This window comes from Murinocardiopsis flavida, assembly GCF_003014485.1.
GTDB classification, from domain to species: domain Bacteria; phylum Actinomycetota; class Actinomycetes; order Streptosporangiales; family Streptosporangiaceae; genus Murinocardiopsis; species Murinocardiopsis flavida.
The window spans coordinates 87,399-105,613 of sequence record NZ_PYGA01000021.1 but is presented as its reverse complement, the minus strand read 5'-3'; the positions used below and the strand labels follow the sequence as shown (position 1 = coordinate 105,613).

The following is an 18,215-nucleotide window of genomic DNA, read 5'->3' as shown; positions in this document are numbered from 1 at the left end:
GCGCGCCGCAATGTGTGCTCGTGGGCTGCGGTCCCATGGGTATCGCCGCCGCCGACAACCTCACCGAGGACGTGCGCGACGGCCGCCTGCGCCTGCTGCTGGCCGATCGCGATCCGGACCGGGCCGCACACGCGAGGACGCGCTACGCCGAGCTGGGCGGCTCGGTCGAGGTGGTGCACGGCACCGCGGAGCAGGAGCAGGTGCGGCGGGCGGTAAGCCGCGCGAACGTGCTAGCAACGGCGCTGACCTGGAAGGACGCGGAACCGATCATCGCGTATGGCCTCGGCCGGGGTGTGCCGGTGACCGGCATCGGGCAGCCGCCGGGCGACCCCCGCCAGTTGCTCGGCGAGTCGGCCCGGGGCTGCCGGGCGCTGCTGCCCGTGGGCCTGGAGCCGGGGCTGACCGAGATCCTGGCCACCGAACTGCTCGCCCGCCTCGGCGACGGCACCGGACTGAGCGTCCTGTGCGGCGGCGTCCCACAGCAACCGCGCCCCCCGTTGGGGCACAGCAGCTGGTTCGGCACCCGGCTCACGATCGACCAGCGCCGGGCCCATGCCGTCCGCCGGGGCCGGATCGTCGAGGTCGAACGCTTCACCGGAACGGAGCTGGTGGAGGTACCCGGTGTCGGCGTCCTGGAGGCGAGCCATGACGCGATGCAGACGTGGCCGGCCGACGGACCGCTGCTGTCCGGCGTGTCGGACATGACGCAGAAGACCCTGCGCTGGCCCGGGTTCGCCGAGAAGGTGCGGCTGCTCGCGGCCGTCGGCATGCTCCAGGAGTCCCCTGTGCGCGTGGGCGGCGTCCACGTGGTCCCGCGCGACGTGCTCGACGCCGTGCTCGCTCCCCGGATCACCCCTCGTGCCCGGGACCGGGACGTGACCGTCCTCGTGGCCGAGGGGGTCGCGCGGCACGGCCCGAAGCCCGAACGCAGGTCCCTCCTGGTCCTCGCGCGTGGCGGCGACCGCTCGGCGGTCTCGGGCATGGCCCTCCTCACCGGCGGCGCCCTCGCCGAGTCGGTCCGGGTGCTGCTGCGCGAGAACCCGGCGCTGCCCCACGGCGTACTGCGCGCGGCCGAGGTGTTCACCGGCCACCTGCTGCGGGACCTGCTCGGCCGGTTGCGGCGGCACGGAGCCACGATCGTCGAGACCGACGGCCCCGCCGTACACCGCATCGCTCCCGCGAGAACCGAGGGGGGCCCATATCGAAGGTCGTTCGCGACAACAGACCGCGGGCCTGACGGCCCCTGAAGGAGGAATGGTGATCACCAGACTGCGCGTGGACCTTGCTTCCGCCACACCCGAATTCGGCCTGTTCTGCCAGCGGATACTCCCGTGGTCCGGCGACGCCCCGGAACCGCCCTTCGGCGCGATGGCGCTCTGGGTCGAGCCCGGCGGCCGCTCGGGAGTGGACTACCACACCCAGGAGGAGATCATCCTGGGCCTGTCCGGCTCGGGAATCGTCCACATGGACGGGCACGAGGACGAACCCTTCTCCGCCGGGGACATGCTGGTGCTCCCGCCCCGTCACCGGCACGTCGTCAGCAACCCGGGCTCGGAGCGGCTCGCCTTCCTCGACCTCTACTGGCCCGTGCACGAGATTCCGGACGAGGAGCCGTCATGAGCGCGCGTGTATGGATCACCGTCCCCCAGCCCGCCACCAACGGCGAGATGCATATCGGCCACCTAGCCGGCCCCTACATCGCAGCCGACGTGCTGCACCGCTTCCTGCGCGCCGAGAACGTGCCGTCGGTGCTGACGACCGGCCTGGACATCACCGAGAGCCATGTGGCCATGCGGGCGCTGAAGGAAGGGGTCAAGCCGATCGAAGCAGCCGACGAGTACTGCGGCCTCATCGTGCGGGCGTGGTCCGAAGCTGCTATCGACTTCGACGAGATCGTCGTTCCGCAACGCGACCCCGGCTACGAGTCGTTCGTCCAGAGGTTCTTCGGCCGACTGTACGAGCAGGGGGTGATCGTGCCCCGCACCCGGCCACTGCCGTACTGCGCAAAATGCGAGCGGTGGCTGCACGACGCCTACGTGAGCGGAGGCTGTCCGCACTGCGGCAGCGAGTCCGGCGGCAGCATCTGCGAGATCTGTAGCATGCCCAACGACAACGCGGACCTGACCGCCCCCCGGTGCGCCATCTGTGAGCGTCCCGCACAGCTGCGGTCCTGTGAGCGCCTGTTCCTGCCGCTCGCGCCCTTCGAACAGCGCCTGGCCGAATTCTGGGAGCAGGCCGACATGACCCCCCAGGTGCGCGCGCTGTGCGAGAACCTCACCGCCGAGGGCCTGCCCGAACTCGCGGTTAGCCATCCGGTCGACTGGGGTGTGCCGACGGCAGTGCCCGGCTTCGACGACCAGCGGATCCTGCCGTGGGTGGAGATGGCGCCCAGCTACCTGCGCCAGCTCCCGGCGAGCCATGGGCCGCCGCCGGCCGACACCGTGCAGTTCTTCGGGATCGACAACAGCTTCTTCCAAGCCGTGCTCATTCCCGTGCTGTTCTCGGCCTACGCGCCTGCCGGCAACCTGCCCTCCAAGCTCGTCACGAACGAGTTCTACCTGCTCAACGGTGCCAAGTTCTCCACGTCGCGACGCCACGTGGTCTGGGCGCTGGAGGCGCTGGACGCGTTCGGCGCGGACACCGTCCGCTTCCACGTGCTGGCCGACCGGCCGACCGGGCGCCAGACCAGTTTCACCGCCGCGGAACTCGAACGGACTTCCGACCACTTGCGGCACCGGTGGAGCGGGTGGCTGCACCGGCTGCTGACCGCGGTGGAGAGCGACTGCGGCGGCGTTGTGCCGGATCTGCCGCCCTCCGGTCCGGCCTGGTCGGAACTGGCTGGGCGCTTGCGCCGATGCGTGGCGGAGCTGTCCGAGGCGTATTCGATCAACGGCTTCGACCCGCGCCGCGCGACCGCGCTCCTGGACGAGATCGTGGCCTGCGCTGAGGACTTCGGACACGTCCAGGCCCACCACCGTGACCGCCCCCAGGGCAGGAGCGCTTATGAGCAGGCACTGGTCGCCCAACTGGCGGTCGCGGCGGGGCTGACGGCGTGGGCGGCACCCGTGCTGCCCCGAGGCGCGGAACGACTCGCCGCACTGCTGGGTCTCCCCCATTTCGGGCCCGTACACGTCGACGCGCTCCGCCCGCCCGTACCAGGCACCCGACTGCCGGTTCCGGCAGAACCCGTCTTCGGGAAGCGGCGGTCTGCGTGACCGAGTGGGATGTCCGCCCCAGGTAACCGCCCCCCGCCTCCGTCCGGGTCGGCGAGCGGACCGTTCTACGCGGCTGCGGCGGCACGGGTTCTTCGAGGGGCGCCATCACGACCGGATCCCCTCCACGATCACCGCCGCACACCCCGTACCCGGGCTCAGGCCGAGTCGCCCCCTTCAACGAACCACCCGAAAGGCAGGTCGAGATGACGCAGTCCGCCCCCCACGCGCCGAGCGTGTTCGACAAGGCCATCAGGACGACCTCGTCGGAGAGCCTGATCACGCGGTACTACCAGGGGATTCAGCTCGCATCGGCCGAACTGGAGAAGAAGCGGACCGGGAACGGCTTCTGCCCGCCGTTCGAGTACCCGGACCTCACCGACGACTGGGAGCAGTACTTCAGTCCGGCAGGCGCCTCGTGGGAACACCTCGACGACTACGGCGGGAAACGCGTGGTGCTGCTGGATCTGATGAAGAATCCCGAAGTCCGCACCACCAAGACCACCGCTTCCCTGCTGATGGTGGCCCGCGCCGTCCACCACATCCGCCGCACCGGCGAATCGATCCTCATCTTCTGCCCGTCTTCGGGGAACAAGGCCGTGGCTCTGCGCGACGCCGTGGCACGCGCGATCGACCTCGGGCTCGCCGCCCCGGACGAACTGCGCATAGCGACGTTCACGCCGGCCCGCACGACGTACAAGTTCCGCAGGAACCTGTTGACCGAGTCGGAGGAACTGCGCCGCCTGAACCCGATCCTGGTCCTCGACGGACCGCAGCCTGCCGCGGTCAAGGAGTTGGGCCAGGAGTTCGTCCGCGCCGCACAGTTCGGGGGGCCCCGCACGTGCCGCGTCTGGTACACGCTCGACATCGCCAACTACAAGGTCGCCGACGCCTGCCGGGCGTTCTTCGAGTACGAGTTCGGCGGCGCCGACCCGGCGCACCGGCGGCGGTTGCACGCCCATGCCGTGTCCAGCGCATACGGGCTGCTGGGATATCAGCACGGGCTCGGCGTCCTCGCGCGCCTCGGCCTGCCGATCGCCCAGCCCGGGTTCCTCCTCGTCCAGCACCTGGCGACGAGCGACATGGTGGCCCACCACCTGAGCGGCGGCGCGGGCTTCGAGATGGACATCGACTACCAGCCGGACCCGGAGACCGGTCTGCTGCGTCAGCAGGCGTCTCCGCACTTCCCGTACGCCACCTGGTCGTTGGGGGAGGACCTCGAACCCACCTTCTACACCAAGACGCCGGTGACCTCACCCGAGATGACCGGACTGATCGCCGCACACGGCGGCACCGGCATCGTGGTGTCACTGTACGAATGCCTCACCCGCTACAGCCTGGCTCGCCAGATGCTCGCCCTCAGCGGGTGCGAACTGCCGGCCGATCCGCGGACGCTGGCCGAGTGGTCGCTCGTCATGGTGCTCACCGGCATGACCAATGCGGCCGACCGTGCACTGATCGACCAGTTCAACGAGGTCGTCGTGCACGGCTCCGGGATGTATCCGCACCACTCGGAGCACGCGGTGAGTCGCGCCCAGACGGTCGAGGTGGGCTGCCTCGCCGACATGCTGCGCGCGGTCCCTGGCACCCAGGAGCACGGCAGGATCTGACCCCTGCCGCGAGGAGTCGAACGACTACCACCCAGAGGAGAGAACCGTGCAGCGCGAACTCATGAAGTCGAAGATCCACCGCGCGACCGTGACGCAGGCGGACCTGAACTACGTCGGATCCATCACCATCGACCTGGACCTGATGGAGTCGGCGGACCTCCTTCAGCACGAGAAGGTCGACGTCGTCGTCCTCAACAACGGTGAACGCTGGACGACGTACGTGATGCCGGGCCCGCGCGGCTCCGGCATCATCGGCATCAACGGTCCCACCGCCCGGCTGGCCCTGCCCGGGGACATCGTGATCATCATGGCCTATGCCTCGGTGACCGCGGACGAGGCCAAAACCCACGAGCCCACCGTCGTCTTCGTCGACAGCGAGAACAGGGCCGTGTCGATCGGGCACGACGCCGCGGCGGCGGTCCAGCCGGACACCATGCGCGGAGACGAGTCGCACCGGTGACTCCGACGACCGCCGCTTCCTCGGGCGGTCGCTCCACGAACCCGCCGGAGCCGCCGGAGGCGAACCGCCGGAACGTGTTCGCGGAGCGCGCGAAAAGCGGCGACCCACCATCGGCGGACCGAGTGCGACAGGGGTGACAGTGTCAGAACGTGATGTGCTCATCGTCGGCGGCGGATCGCTCACCAGAGCCGTCTGCTATGCGCTCGCCACCATCGGTACCGCCGCCTGCACGGTGACGGTGGTGTCGAGGACCGGCTCCAATGCCGCAGAGGTCTGCTACGTTGCAAATGTACGCGCGGCGCTGAGCACATCCCGTGTGCGGTTCCGGCCGGTCACGGTGGAGCGGTACTCGGCTGGCACCTTCGGCCCGATCCTGCGCGAACTCTCACCCGCCATTGTCCTCAACTGCGCCTCCCACCAATCCCCATGGGAAGGCACGCACACGCCGTCGGCCTGGACCGATCTGGTCCGCCGGCGGGGCTTCGGGTTCACCCTCCCGTTGCAGGCCGCGATCGCTGTCGAGCTGTCCCGAGTCATCGCCACTGCCGATGCCGCGACACAGTTCCTCAACGCGTGCTTTCCGGACGCGGTCAACCCCGTCCTGAAGGCAACGGGCCTGCCGGTGCTATGCGGCATCGGCAACGTGGCGCTGCTCGCGGCCACCCTCCAGGCACGGCTCGGGCTCCGGGACCAGGCCGGGCTGCGCGTCCTGGGACACCACTGGCATCTGCACACCCCGCACCGCGCGGACCACGAGGCGAAGGTCTGGCTCGACGGCGCGTCCGTTCCCGGCGTCACCGGACTCCTCGCCCCCCAGCGCTCTGCATCGCGTGCGGAGTTGAACATCATCAACGGCCATGTCACCGCGCTCGTCCTCGACGCACTGCTCAGCGGCCGCGAGTTCCTGACCAGCCTTCCGGGCTTCGCGGGCCTCCCCGGCGGATATCCGGTCCGAGTCCGGGACGGCGATATCGAACTCTGCCTGCCCGATACCGTCACGCTCGAAGAGGCCATCGCCCTCAACCAGCGGTGGACCGCCCTCGAAGGCGTTCAGATCTCCGAGGGCGGCGCGGTCAGCCTCTCGACCGACGACGTGCACCCGGTCGCCGAAGCCCCGGAGATCCCCGACCGGCTCCACGTCACCGACCTGCCCGAGGTGTGCCGGCAGATGCTCCAGCTCAGATCGCGGCTGCGCCGGCAGGACGCCGGCCGCGAATACTGACGGCATGCGGAACGCGGAGGGGCCATGCCCGTGAGCCCGCGCTGCCGGGCCGGAGGGCTGCGCGCGACATCAGCCGCCAACGCTGGGAGGGACTCCGAAGGCAAGCGGACCCGTAGCAGCGCGTCCACTCAGCCGGAGGCGTAGTCATACCCTGGTGGCGCCCTCGCCCGTGTGCCCTACTTGTCGCGGAGTGAGTCCAGGAGCCTTCCAGTGGCGCCCGCCAGAACCGCCAGCCGTCGGTGTTCGCCGAGATGGCCCCGCATCGCCGCGGACCGTGGCAGTTCCGCGTGAGGGTGGTGGGCCGAGTCCATCGCGCACCGCCGCGGAGCTTGGCAGTTCCGCGTGGGGGTGGTGGGCCGAGTCCATCGCGCACCGCCGCGGAGCTTGGCAGTTCCGCGCGGGGGTGCGGGCCGAGGCCACCCCCCACCGCCGCGGACCTCGGCAATTCCGCACGGAGGTGGCGGGCCAAGACCACCCCCACCACCGCGGAGCTTGGCATGGCTGCCTGGAGGCTGCGAAGCAGCTACGGCCGATACGCGTCGTGATTCGTGATCGCCAGGCCCTGGCCGCACTTGGAGTCGGCCGCTGGCCGAACCGCCCGTCACCTCGGCTGCTGTGCAGGCTTCGCGGGACCTGGGCCCGATGCTGCTGTCCGAGGCGGGGGCCTGCACCTCGACCTCGGTCTTCGGGCGGGGTCTGGTTGCCACGCGTCGGGGTGTGCTTCGGCCGTAGCTGCTTCGCAGCCTCCAGGCAGCCTTGCCGAGGTCTGCTGTGGTGGGGGTGGTCTCGGCCCGCGCTTCCTCTTACGTGGCCCCGCCGACTACAGCGGTGCGGGGCGATCCCGGCGGGGATCCTCCCCTGGTGTCGCGGTGTCGCGGTGGTGTCCAGCAATTCGGCCACCGTGCGGCGGGGGCGGCCGTCGCCGCTGAGAATGTCGGGCTCGCCTCGGAAACGGCGCAGCAACTCCATCTGGACCCGCGCACCGTTGCCTTGCGCGACCGCTGTACGGAAGGCGGTGAGCTGTTCGTACTCGCCGTAAGCGTCGACGACGGCCCGCTCGACCAATGCATCCAGTTCGGCTTTGCTCGGTTTCACCACATGCGGCACCCTGCCGGCGGGGTGGGCGGGGTGGGCGGGGTGGGCGGGGATGTCGCCGTCGCGGGAAGCGCCAGGCAGGGTCCGTCACTCTCCCCTCCTCCGCCGCATTCTCTGCGCGCCCCGGCGGAACGCGGTGGCTGCACAGAGCCTGAATCAGTGCTGGTCGGGATTTTGTCCGGGTGTCGCCACGGCTCCGATGGCCTGCGGTGCCGCGTCGGCCCATCGGTGCGGGGAGGGTTCGTTGCATTCCGGTCATGGGCGGGGCCCGTGGAGTGCTCGTCAGTCGGGCCATGAGCGCAGGGCGGCGCGGGCGAAGGCGGAGCCGTGGGGGAGGGTGCGGAGTTGCGGCGGCCACCCGTCGGTTGTGGCGGCGCCGATGCGGCTCAGCACGTCGGTGGTGTCGCGGGCGGCGCCGGACGCGTCCGTGTGGACAAGGGGGGTATGGCCGTCGAGGCGCCAGCCGATCCCGTTGAGGATGTCGGCGGCCACCTGGAAACCGCCACCGCGTTCGGCGGCAACGGCCAGGAGCAGGAGCAGTCCGGCCTGCCGTTCGTGCACGTGTCCGGTCTTGAGCGGCAGGCGCTGGGCCAGATGGTTCCAGAGGGTCGAGGGGTCGCTCTTGGCTCTTCTGCCGGCCGGGGTGGGCAGGAGCCGGCCCCGGTGCTTGCGCAGCAGTCCCAGGGCCTGGGCCGATGTGCGCAGGTGGAACACCGGGTAGGTCTGGATCTCCCGGTTGAGCTTGCCGATCCACTCTTTGCCGAGGTCGAGCTCTGCCGCCGCGGCCTCGACGCTGGCGGGCGGCAAGTAGCCGGCGCCGGTGAGCTTGATGCCCTCGGTCCCGACGTGGTCCAGCAGCCAGGCATAGGGGTGCACCATCGCTGCCGCGTCGGTCGGGTCGATGTCGGCGGGCTCCCCAAGACCGGCTTGGTCGATCAGCTCGTAGAGGCGGCGCGCGGCGGCGGGGTCGCGAGTGGCGGCCACCAGGTCCGCGACGGGACCGGGCAGGTTGGTTGGAGGAGGTGTGGACAGCGCGGTCAGGGCGGCGTTGGTCGCGTCGATCTCGAACGGTGCGGGCGCGAACTCGCCCGGATCGGACTCCTCACCGAAGGAGGCGCGGTACTCGGCGAGCGCCGCGGTGTGGTCGGGATGGCCGGGATCGGTGGCCGCGACCTGGAGTTCATAGCCGCCTATGCCCCCGCAGTCTTCGGCTGGAGCGGGGCGCTTGCCGTCGGTGCACCTGGCTTTCGGTACGTTCTCGGTGCGGGGCAGTACCGCCTGGAGGGTGATCAGGTGCTCCCAGTCGTCACCGAAGTCGTAGAGGTAGAACAGCCGGTCTCCCGCCTCGGCCAGGACCTCGTCCAGGCGCACCTGTTCCTCGGGGATGCCCGTCTCGCCTTCGGCGGCCTCGAACGGAGCCAGGTAGTACTCGGTGTCATCGCTGTAGTACAACGGGCCGCTGGCGAAGCGGTGCAAGTGGTAGTCCTGCCAGCCGAAGACGGTCTGGAGGATGCCGTGGACCTCGTTGAGGAACAGGTCCGAATCCAGCTCCAGGCGCCGCCACAGGGGCGGGTTCGTCCCCGTGAGCTCCACCCGCACCCGGTAGGTGGCGACGTCGCCGCGGCGCGGCCGCCGCTGTGAGGCGGGCGCGGGTCGGCCGGATGGGTCGACGGAGCCGCGCAGCGCGGCGATCAGGCCGTCCGCCGACCCCGGCCCGCCCCCGCCTTCAGAACCTGCCACGCTCCGCAAGGAAGCATCCACGCCGTCGGGAACACCATTGTCGTCAGCACCGTGTGCCATAGGGGCAGCCTATGACGTGGTCCGGCTCTCGATGAGCAGGCGGTTCACACCTGCTCGGTGGTGGTCAGGCGCCGATCCGGGCCGATAGCCGGTCTCCTATATCAATGACGGCTATGGAGGTGCGCCGAGCCTGGGCCGGCAGTGCTGGACGCGGCCCGGTGAAACGCCGGCCCCGGGCGGCTACCGTACTTTTCGCGGGCTGAGCGGATTCATGGTCGCGGGACACGCGAAAAACTGTTGCCGTCGGAGTAGACATGATCCAGGTCGGTTGCTAGGTTTCCTGTCGTGGCCGAGAAAACAGGCTGCGGATGGCCGCCAGGAACGCAGTGGCGGAGCAGGTCGGCTCGACCGGTGCGCACGTGCGACAAGGCGCCGGGGGCCGGTAGTAGCGCAGGACCGAAGTAGATGCAGTTGCAGGTTGTGAGGACGAGAGGAGTAGATGCCATCAGGATCGCCCGGGCGAGGAACGTCGCCGCTCGGGTGCCGCAGGACCCTGGTTCGGAGAGAAGGTGGTCCCCGGTCACACAACCGCGATCCCCGCATTCCCGTCGCAGTAGGTTCTCGGGAATCGGCAGACCGGCCCTCAGAGCCGGTAGGTAGATGGTGTTGAACTCTCGGGCCCCGGCGCCGCAATGGCGCCGGGGCCCTCGACGTGCTCCCGGAGACGATGACGAGGTGCTGTGACGGGTTCCGATGCCGCAGGGCGGCTGGACGACGACGATTTTCCCGCGTACACCATGGGCCGGGCGGCGGAGCTGATCGGCACCACGCCGGCGTTCCTGCGCGCCCTGGGCGAGGCCCGGCTGATCGAACCACTGCGCTCGGCGGGCGGGCACCGGCGCTACTCCCGGTACCAGTTGCGTATTGCCGCCCGGGCCCGGGACCTGGTCGATGAGGGTACGGCGATCGAGGCGGCCTGCAAGATCGTGATCTTGCAGGACCAGTTGGCGGAGGCCCAGCGGATCAACGAGGAGATCCGCGGCACCGACCAATAGGAATCAGAACTCTCCGTTGCCTTTGAACTCAGCCCGGGAAAAGCCATTGACCCGCGGCGGCCAACGTCATTGGCAAGACCGGCCGAGTAGCGCGGCGGCACAGGGCCGGCCTGCAAATCAAGATCAAGGAGGCGCACACCGCCTTCGACCCGCTGGTCGGTCTGCCTACCGAGAGCATTCACGAGCTTGTTCCGAACCGGGCATGGGTTCTGCACCTGCCCGATTCGGCCGGGGCGGGACGTTCCAGGGCCCTTGCCGAAGTAGGGACGACAGGCGCGCTTTCGACAACGCGGCGGTGTGAGTCGCCCGGGAGCCCGTTGGAGGGAGTGGGGGACGTGAAGAGTCTTCGTGACACCTCTCCCTCGAATGGCAAGAATTTGGCGCGACCTCGTCGGTGTCGGCCTCTTTTGCCCGTCTACGCCTCTCCTTCGGGTCGCCGACCTGCTTGAGTGGTGGGGGAACCGAGCTCTGGGCCAAGATGGTGCCGTGAGCGCAATCTGCAATTCCTCCTATGGGCCCGTATCGGGGACCCTGGTCCAGATCGGCACGCTCAACGGCTCCGTGGACCTCGGCCAGCCGCGGCGTCGGGAAGTCCGTCTTCTGCCTTCGGTGACCTCAGCATTCCAGGACCGCACACAGGAATTCGGTGAACTCGACGGCTGGGCGGATGAGGCTGACGTCAGCGGACGCCGGCTGTGGAATGTCACGGGCCACTCCGGGGTCGGTAAGACGACGCTCGCCCTCACCTGGATCAACGAGAACCGCCACCGTTTCGGCCACGCTCAGATCGCGATGGAGTGTGGTGGCGGTGCCGGTGGCGGCCGCGGCAGGGGCATCGAGGAAGTGTGCGAGCGCTACTTCGCCTTGACCGGATTCGTGACAGAGGGACGCACGCTGGAGGGCCCTGCCGCGAAAGTGGACTTGTTCCGGTCGTTGATCGAGGAGCGCCCAGCCGTGGTGCTGTTGGATGACGTCCAGTCGGCGGCACAGGTCTGGCCGTTCCTGACCAACCTCCCTGGTCTGCTGGTGATCGTCACGAGCCGGGTCCCGATCACCGGGCTCGCCCAGGAACGGCCGCGCCGACTGGACCTGAGCCCCATGATGGACGAGGCCGCGGCGGACCTGTTCGTGGAGATCCTGGGTGCGGAACGCACCGCGGCCGAATCCGGCGCCTTCGCCGAGTTGGTGCGGGTGTGCCAAGGCCTCCCGCTGATCGTCAGTCACGCGGCCGGCGTGCTTTACGACCGGCCGGACCTGATGATCGGCGAACTGGTCGCCAGGATGGCCGATCGCGGCCGCTTGGCCGCGCTTGAGGACGGGAACGAAGACACCATGACCCGCCCGTCCACGGTGTTCGATGTGTCCTATGGCGAACTCGGCTCTGCGGCGGCCGAGGTATACCGAGCCATCGGCCTGCATCCCACGCGCGACTTCGGGGCCGGATTGATCGCGGCGCTGTTTCCCGCCTCCACCGCGCACAGCGAAGCCGGGTTGCGTGAACTGCTGCACCGCGGCCTTGTCAAAGAGGACCGGCGCGGCCGCTACCTCATGGAGGACCTCACCTACGAGCACGCGGCGCTGCTTGCCCAGCGGACCACCGGCCCGGGTGAACGCGCACGGTTGCGCGAACGGATCGCCGACTTCTATCTCTACGGCGCCATCGCCGCCGATAAGCAGATCACCCAGCGGTGGCGGCTCAGCCCGCTGTACGCAGAGCGTCCCCCGCTCGTGCCACCCGTCTTCGCGGACGCACCGCGCGGCACCTCCAGTCGCGAGTGGCGCCGTGGTGAACCGCCGACGCCGATGGAGTGGTTCGGCGACAACCTCGACGCGATCATGGCGTGTATGGAGCGGTCCGCTCGGATCTGGGCGGACGGCTCGCCCGCTCCTGGCTACGGGTGGCAGATGGCCGAGGCGACCAACGGCTACTTCACCGCCAACGGGCGCGACGACGAGCGCGCCACCATCCTCTCCTGGGCCGAGCAGGACGCGGAGGCGTGCGGGGACCCCGACGCGCAAGCGCGCATCCAGGCCCAGTGGGCCGAGATGATGCTGGGCAGGGGTCGGCTTGACGATGCGCAGGAGCGGTTCCGCCGCTCGCTGGAGGCGGCCCAGGCCGGTACCGAATGGCGCGGGGTAGGTGGGGCCTTGGAGGGCCTGGGCATCACCGAGCGCCGCCGCGGTCGAGCCGGGGAGGCCCTTGACTTCTTCGACCGGTCGGAGCCGTTCCTCGACCCCGAACGGCCGCGCAGCCAAGCCCTGCACCGCATGCACCGGGCCGACGCCCACGTCGTCAACGGGGATTCCGCGGCGGCGCTGGAGAGCTACGCCGCGGCCTTGGTGTACTTCCGTGAACATGCGCGGGTGAAGCGCGACCACGCCAACGAGGGCAAGGTCCTGCTGCGGCAGGCGGAACTCATGTCGCAGGCGCAGCCGCGCCAGGCGCGAGCGTTGGCGGCGGAGGCGCTGAGCCTGTTCCGCACGTCCCAACGCCCCTACCAGGAGGGCAAGGCACTAGAAGCCTTGGGGGATCTCGGTGGCCACGACGACGCCGAGGCGAGCCCACTGGGGCACTGGCGGGCGGCGCTGGAGATCTACACCCGCATCGGCAACACTGAGGCGGCCGAGCGCATAGGCGCCAAGTTGAGAGCGGCCGGTGCCGTCGAGGACGGGTGAACCGTTACCCCGTCGGCCCCAGCGTGGTGCGGAACTCGGCGGCGATGGTGCGGTCCGGCGAGACGTTGAGCCGCAGCTGTCTCAGCGCCGCAACGTCCTCAAGAGCACTCTCGTCGCCGAGGGCGCGTTCGGCCAGCACGGCGAACACCAGTTCGGCGTCACCAGGGTGGGTGATCGATTCGAGGGCGATTGAGGCCACCCGGCCCTCGCGTGAACGCACCTTGGCGCTGCCGCTGTCGTGGACGACGGTCAGCCGGACCCCGAAGCGGTGCTCGAAAATGCTGTGCGACCACGTCACTTCATCAGCCGGTAGGGCTGAGCGGGCGATGCCGACAATGTCGGCCATGCTCGAAAGCCGGTGGTCCAGCTCCCCGTCGGAGACGATCAGTACCCCCTCCGCGCCATGGGCGGGTATCGGAGCTTTGTTGGCGACGGCGGCCGGGGTCCGCCGTACGTCGAGGTCGCTGGGTCCGCCGCCACCGTTGGTCTGCTCGACGTGCATCCACAAGGCAGAGGGTATGGCCGCACCGATCTCGGGGTCGGGGAGGGCGAGAAGCACCGGTTCGGCCGTGGGCGCCGGCGTGCCCATGAGCCGGTAGGCCGCGTTCCGTATCAATGCGAGGGCGTGGCCGGGAGCAGAGCTGACCCAGGTCTCGGCAAGAGCGTGCGTCTGGGCACGAAGGTCATCGGCGAGCCGCAACTGCGGTGTGATGGGCGCCAAGGGGTCGAGAGTGGGCGCCACGTCGAAGAGCCTGCCGAGCCCGGACCTCGGATCGATCGCGGACCAGGCGCTCTTCTCCAGCAGCACCGGACGCCCCAGAGCGGCGGCGTACATACTGACGGACCCATGATCGGAGACCACCCAATCGGCAGCGATGACAGCCGCCCGCCAGCCCTCGTTCGGTGGGATCAACAGCAGGCCGGCGCGGCGCGCATCGAAAAGCCATGACTCGATTTGGAGTCTGCTATGGGAGGCCCAGATATTGGGATGCAGAATGAGAGCGATCCGGAACCCGTCATAGGGCAATTGTTCGAGAAGACGCGGGATGAGCATAGGGTCGATCCCGAAGAGGGAGTCATATTTCCACGTGGAATTGACGGTGATGAGCCGCTGGCCGGGGTGCAGCCCGAACGCGTGGCGGTAATTGAGTCGGCGGGGGAGGCTTGCGATGAGTCGGTCGTAACAGGGGTCACCCGCGATAAATGCCCGCGGAAGAGCATCGGGACACCCTTCAGCGAGCCGATCCAACTGCTCGAAGTGAGAAAGCCCGATAGCAGATGGAACGACGCGATCGCCGTACTTCAACGTGTCCTCGGTCAACCCGAAGGCTCCCGGCTCCCGGCTCCCGGCTCCCGGCTCCCGGCTCCCGGCTCCCGGCTCCCGGCTCCCGGCTCCCGGCTCCCTATTACTATACTTATTATAACCGTTTCCGTGCGCTAGGCGCAGAATCGGAGATTTTATTTCGTGGAGGTTGTCGCCGAGACTCGCTGCAATGACAAGATCGAAATCGATGCTCATTGCCTGTTCCCAAGACAAGCAGAGGAATCCGTACTCGCTCATGTATTCCTCGACACCAGCAGAGAACATGGCATCGCTGGTCTGCGTGCAGAAGAGTTGCACACGTCGATCATAGAAGGCGGGTAGCACGTCGGTGATGCGCGTGGCCGCGGTGACACTGTGGAGGACACAGAGCACTCGAAGTGATGTTCGGTTGGTCCGCCAACCGGGTTGTAGAGCGCTGACGCGGCGAACCGCTGATGGGAGATTCGCCGTGGTTTCTCTCACAAGCGCTAAAGTATACTGGTCAACGGGGCAACCCGGCAAAATCGGACACGTGAGCAACTCTGAACCGCCCGAGTGCAACCGGCGCCTGCGGGCTGGCGTGCCGGGACTGCGGCCGGCGGATGGATGCGCACTGGGCCAACGATCGGGCGGGGTATCGCTGTCGCCACGGTCACAGCAGTGCCCGGCCGCATGGCGTCGGTCGGACGAAGGGACTGCATGTGCGCGAGGACCGGCTGCTGGAGGCATTGCCGGGGGCTTTCCCAGGGCGCGAACCGCTCGATGTCGTCCGGCACTTGCGTGCGACCGACCTGATGATCGTGTGCGACCGAGCGACCTGGAGGGTTGCGTCGGCGGGAGACGTCGCGGTCCCGGCTTCAGGCGACCTGAAAGTTCAGCCGGGACCGGGCTTGTACCCGCTCATGGGGTAATTCTGTGTCCGAGGGGGGAGACCAACCTCTGGCACATGCCTTCGACCTGGCCACGTCCTTTGCGCTGGACAGGCGGTGACCTGCAATGGACACTTCCCGCTGGTCCCGCCGGACAACCATCGCCTCCGTGCTCATGCTGGCCGCCATCGCGGCCGTCGTCTCGTACAGCCACATGTTCGATCTGGCCCAGCGCCACGGGGAGCCGCCTTGGCGCGCGGCCCTGTTCCCGCTGTCGGTCGACGGGATGATCGTCGCATCCTCGATGGCGCTGCTGGCCGATGCCAGGCATGGCCGACGCGGAGGAATGCTGCCGTGGACACTGCTTGTCCTTGGCAGTGTCGCGTCGCTCGCGGCCAACATCGCTGTCGCCGACCCCACCGTGTGGTCGCGGGTGATCCACGCTTGGCCCAGCTTCGCCCTGATGGGCGCCTAAGAACTGCTCATGCGTGAGTTCCGCATCGACGCCCGCAGCGTACGCACCGCGAACGCAGACGATGAGCAAGCGGTACGCATCGCTGAGGACGATCCGGCGGATCCGAAGACACCCGTGAACGCAGAGGAGTCCGGGCCCGCCAGTGACGGTCGTCCGCGGCTGCATGTGGTCGATGCGGCGGAGGAGCCTTGGATGACCACAGCCACGGAGACCGTGAACCCGTCGGATGCAGTGCCGGAGGTCCAGATCGAGGCATGGTACTCGGCCCTGGCCAACCGCAGAGAGGACGGCTCCCTCCCCACCGGACGCGAGATCGCGGCCCGCTTCGATCACAAGGATCGCTGGGGTCGGCTGATCAAGCAGTGGGGTGGGCAAGGACGCTTCGCTGACGCAGCGATGTAGGCGTCAGGTCGGCAGCAGCCTCCCGCAGAACGCCCTCTTCTTCGGATGAATGATGCTGCGCTTGGGGCAGCTTGTTCATCCAGGTTGGGTCCTGAGATGGGCGGGAGGGCGATCACTTCTCAGGGCGGGCTGGAACCGGACGGTTCGGAGGAGTAGTACGGGTGTCGAACTTCGTGCTCGCCAAGGCGCGCTCTGTCAGTGTGATCAGATCGAACACCTCGCGGGCGAGGTAGGCGGTGGCCCCACGTTCGATCGACTTGGTCCGCAGAACCCCGGCCTGATGCAGCTCATCCAGGGCGGCGCTCGCTGCGGGGAACGAGATATCGAGGATCTTCGACAAGGTCGTTGCTGTAACCACAGGCGCCTCGGGAAGTTGGCCCAACAAGCGCGCAACGGCTGAATCCGCGCGCGGCGTTGCGCGTAGGCCGACAGATTTTCGATAGGTCGACAAGCGACTGGTCCAGTCGGAACGGAGATCCTCGATCTGTTCCATAAGCGTCTGCGATTGTTCGACAGCGACAGCGGAGGATTGAACGAAGGTCGCCAGCCATCCATTGATTGATGCACTCGCGTCCACGCTGGCAGCAGGCGCATCGTGCCGGTACGCGTTCAGCCCGGTGATGTAGGTGTCTCGCAGTGTGGCGAGTACAAGGCTGATCGGTAGAACCGCGCGTTCGGTCAGCCCGCGACGAGCCAGGACTGTGTGGATGAGCGCACGGCCCACGCGCCCGTTGCCGTCGGTGAAGGGGTGGATCGTCTCAAATTGAGCATGGACGACAGCGGCTTGGATCAACGGAGCATGGGCGGCCCCGTTCATGTAGTCGATGAGGTCAGCCATCAGCTCAGGTACCCGCTCGGGATCCGGCGGGACGAAGTCCGCCCCGATCGGGCTCCAGTCCGAGCCACCGATCCAGTTCTGCACTTTGCGCAGGCCGTGGTGCCGCGGCTGGTCGGGAAGCAGTGACTGATGGAGCCAGACGACGTGGTCGACCGTCAAGGTGTCGACCTCGGCAAGTCCGGTCGTCGACTGCCGCACGATCGTCATGTTGTTGGCGACGACTTGCGCCTGTTCGCTTACACCACGAACGGCCGCAGACTGGCCCAGTTCAGCGAGGGCGACCTGCTGTGCCGATGGGCTGATGCCTTCGATTCGTGAGCTGGCGATGGCCTCGGAGCGCAGCAGGAACCGTGCAATGCCGGACAAGTTCTCCGCCCCCAGGCTGTTGAGGGCGCGGATACTTCGCTCGATAGCAGTAACCTCCCGCGAGAGGCCGCCGTCGATACCCAGTGCGAAGCCATCGATGGTGTCAGGAACATACCGCTGGTACGGCCCGGAGCGTTGCGCCGAGCGCGGTAGGCCAGCGTCCACGCTGGACTCCCAGTGGGCCTCTTCCCACCTTGCCATCAGCGGATTTTCCTTTCGCGGGACTGTCCTCTATCAAAGGATAGTGGCCTTAAGTTTGACAGGTGCGCAGTCTGTTCAAGGATCTCTGCGAGTCCCTCTGTGCTGCCAGAAGGCATGTGGAACGCAGAGGGAACATGCCGGTGAGCCACGCTGCCGGGCCGGAGTGCTGCGCGCGACATCAGCCGCCAAGAGTTGTGAGGGGTTCCGAAGGCAAGCGGATCCGCATCAGGCGCGCCCGCTCAGTTGGAGGTGCGGCAATACCTGGTGGCGCCCGCGCTCGTGCTGCGCCACTACCGCGACGGCGCACCTCTCGCTTGCCTGGCCCGCGACGTCGGCATCGGCCGCTTCACCGCCTACCGCTACGCCGATGAGGGCACCGGCGTGCTCGCCGAGCAGGCACCAGACCTGCACCAGGTCCTGGACGAGGCACGCGGGCACGCAACCTCCCACCTCGTGCTGGACGGGGCCGATCCCGATGACAAAGCCGACCTGTATCGCAAGCTCGGTTTGAAGCTCACGTACGAGCCTTCCGAAGAGAAAGTGCGGACTGAAGTACTCTTCAGCCCGCACATCATAGGAAATTCGAGGGTGTCCGAGGGGGGAGACCAACCTCTGGCACATGCCTTCGACCTGTCCACATCCTTCGCGCTGGACAGGCGGTGACCTGCAATCCGCGGTCGCCGGGCAAGAT

The 18,215-nt window shown here is 68.3% G+C and carries 14 protein-coding genes; 11 read left to right on the top strand and 3 right to left on the bottom strand.

Annotation, left to right across the window (positions count from 1 at the left end; translation table 11 throughout):
- Window positions 1-35 precede the first annotated feature (35 nt).
- The 6 genes from CLV63_RS25455 (at window position 36) to CLV63_RS25430 (ending at window position 6,504) form a co-directional block, all read left to right on the top strand.
- Window positions 36-1,247: a saccharopine dehydrogenase family protein gene (locus tag CLV63_RS25455; protein ID WP_106585735.1), complete on the top strand. Its 1,212-nt coding sequence runs from the start codon at window positions 36-38 to the stop codon at window positions 1,245-1,247.
- A gap of 7 nt (window positions 1,248-1,254) precedes the next feature.
- Entirely contained in the window at window positions 1,255-1,620 is a 366-nt protein-coding gene (locus tag CLV63_RS25450) for a cupin domain-containing protein (RefSeq protein WP_106585734.1), read from the top strand.
- On the top strand, window positions 1,617-3,215 hold the full coding sequence (locus CLV63_RS25445; RefSeq protein ID WP_106585733.1) for a class I tRNA ligase family protein: 1,599 nt from the start codon (window positions 1,617-1,619) through the stop codon (window positions 3,213-3,215). The genes CLV63_RS25450 and CLV63_RS25445 overlap by 4 nt, the downstream gene beginning before the upstream one ends.
- A 203-nt stretch (window positions 3,216-3,418) precedes the next feature.
- On the top strand, window positions 3,419-4,822 hold the full coding sequence (locus CLV63_RS25440) for a DUF6002 family protein (RefSeq protein ID WP_106585732.1): 1,404 nt from the start codon (window positions 3,419-3,421) through the stop codon (window positions 4,820-4,822).
- 61 nt (window positions 4,823-4,883) lie between these two features.
- Window positions 4,884-5,282, top strand: coding sequence for an aspartate 1-decarboxylase (gene panD, locus CLV63_RS25435; RefSeq protein ID WP_394339811.1), 399 nt, complete (start codon window positions 4,884-4,886; stop codon window positions 5,280-5,282).
- A 139-nt stretch (window positions 5,283-5,421) separates the two neighbouring features.
- Complete coding sequence (locus CLV63_RS25430; protein ID WP_146165662.1) at window positions 5,422-6,504, top strand: potassium transporter TrkA; 1,083 nt, start codon at window positions 5,422-5,424, stop codon at window positions 6,502-6,504.
- Between the two features lie 1,377 nt (window positions 6,505-7,881).
- Here CLV63_RS25430 and CLV63_RS25420 read toward each other — a convergent pair.
- Window positions 7,882-9,339, bottom strand: a complete 1,458-nt coding sequence (locus CLV63_RS25420; RefSeq protein ID WP_170134319.1) for a plasmid pRiA4b ORF-3 family protein — start codon at window positions 9,337-9,339, stop codon at window positions 7,882-7,884.
- Window positions 9,340-10,136: 797 nt separating this feature from the next.
- On the opposite strand from CLV63_RS25420, the gene CLV63_RS25415 reads away from it, so the two are divergent.
- Both CLV63_RS25415 and CLV63_RS25410 read left to right on the top strand, forming a co-directional pair.
- Window positions 10,137-10,394, top strand: a complete 258-nt coding sequence (locus CLV63_RS25415; RefSeq protein ID WP_106585760.1) for a MerR family transcriptional regulator — start codon at window positions 10,137-10,139, stop codon at window positions 10,392-10,394.
- Window positions 10,395-10,880: 486 nt separating this feature from the next.
- Window positions 10,881-13,070: a tetratricopeptide repeat protein gene (locus tag CLV63_RS25410; RefSeq protein ID WP_170134318.1), complete on the top strand. Its 2,190-nt coding sequence runs from the start codon at window positions 10,881-10,883 to the stop codon at window positions 13,068-13,070.
- Between the two features lie 4 nt (window positions 13,071-13,074).
- On the opposite strand, the gene CLV63_RS25405 is transcribed toward CLV63_RS25410, so the two are convergent.
- Window positions 13,075-14,691: a hypothetical protein gene (locus CLV63_RS25405; protein ID WP_146165661.1), complete on the bottom strand. Its 1,617-nt coding sequence runs from the start codon at window positions 14,689-14,691 to the stop codon at window positions 13,075-13,077.
- Between the two features lie 726 nt (window positions 14,692-15,417).
- Here CLV63_RS25405 and CLV63_RS35065 point away from each other — a divergent pair.
- Entirely contained in the window at window positions 15,418-15,717 is a 300-nt protein-coding gene (locus CLV63_RS35065) for a DUF2637 domain-containing protein (protein ID WP_394339810.1), read from the top strand.
- Window positions 15,718-15,726: 9 nt separating this feature from the next.
- Window positions 15,727-16,119, top strand: a complete 393-nt coding sequence (locus CLV63_RS35060; protein ID WP_281260762.1) for a hypothetical protein — start codon at window positions 15,727-15,729, stop codon at window positions 16,117-16,119.
- Window positions 16,120-16,231: 112 nt separating this feature from the next.
- On the opposite strand, the gene CLV63_RS25390 is transcribed toward CLV63_RS35060, so the two are convergent.
- On the bottom strand, window positions 16,232-17,524 hold the full coding sequence (locus CLV63_RS25390) for a Fic family protein (protein ID WP_106585724.1): 1,293 nt from the start codon (window positions 17,522-17,524) through the stop codon (window positions 16,232-16,234).
- Window positions 17,525-17,788: 264 nt separating this feature from the next.
- Here CLV63_RS25390 and CLV63_RS35315 point away from each other — a divergent pair, with 264 nt between their 5' ends.
- Window positions 17,789-18,187, top strand: coding sequence for a hypothetical protein (locus CLV63_RS35315; RefSeq protein WP_146165660.1), 399 nt, complete (start codon window positions 17,789-17,791; stop codon window positions 18,185-18,187).
- Window positions 18,188-18,215 lie beyond the last annotated feature (28 nt).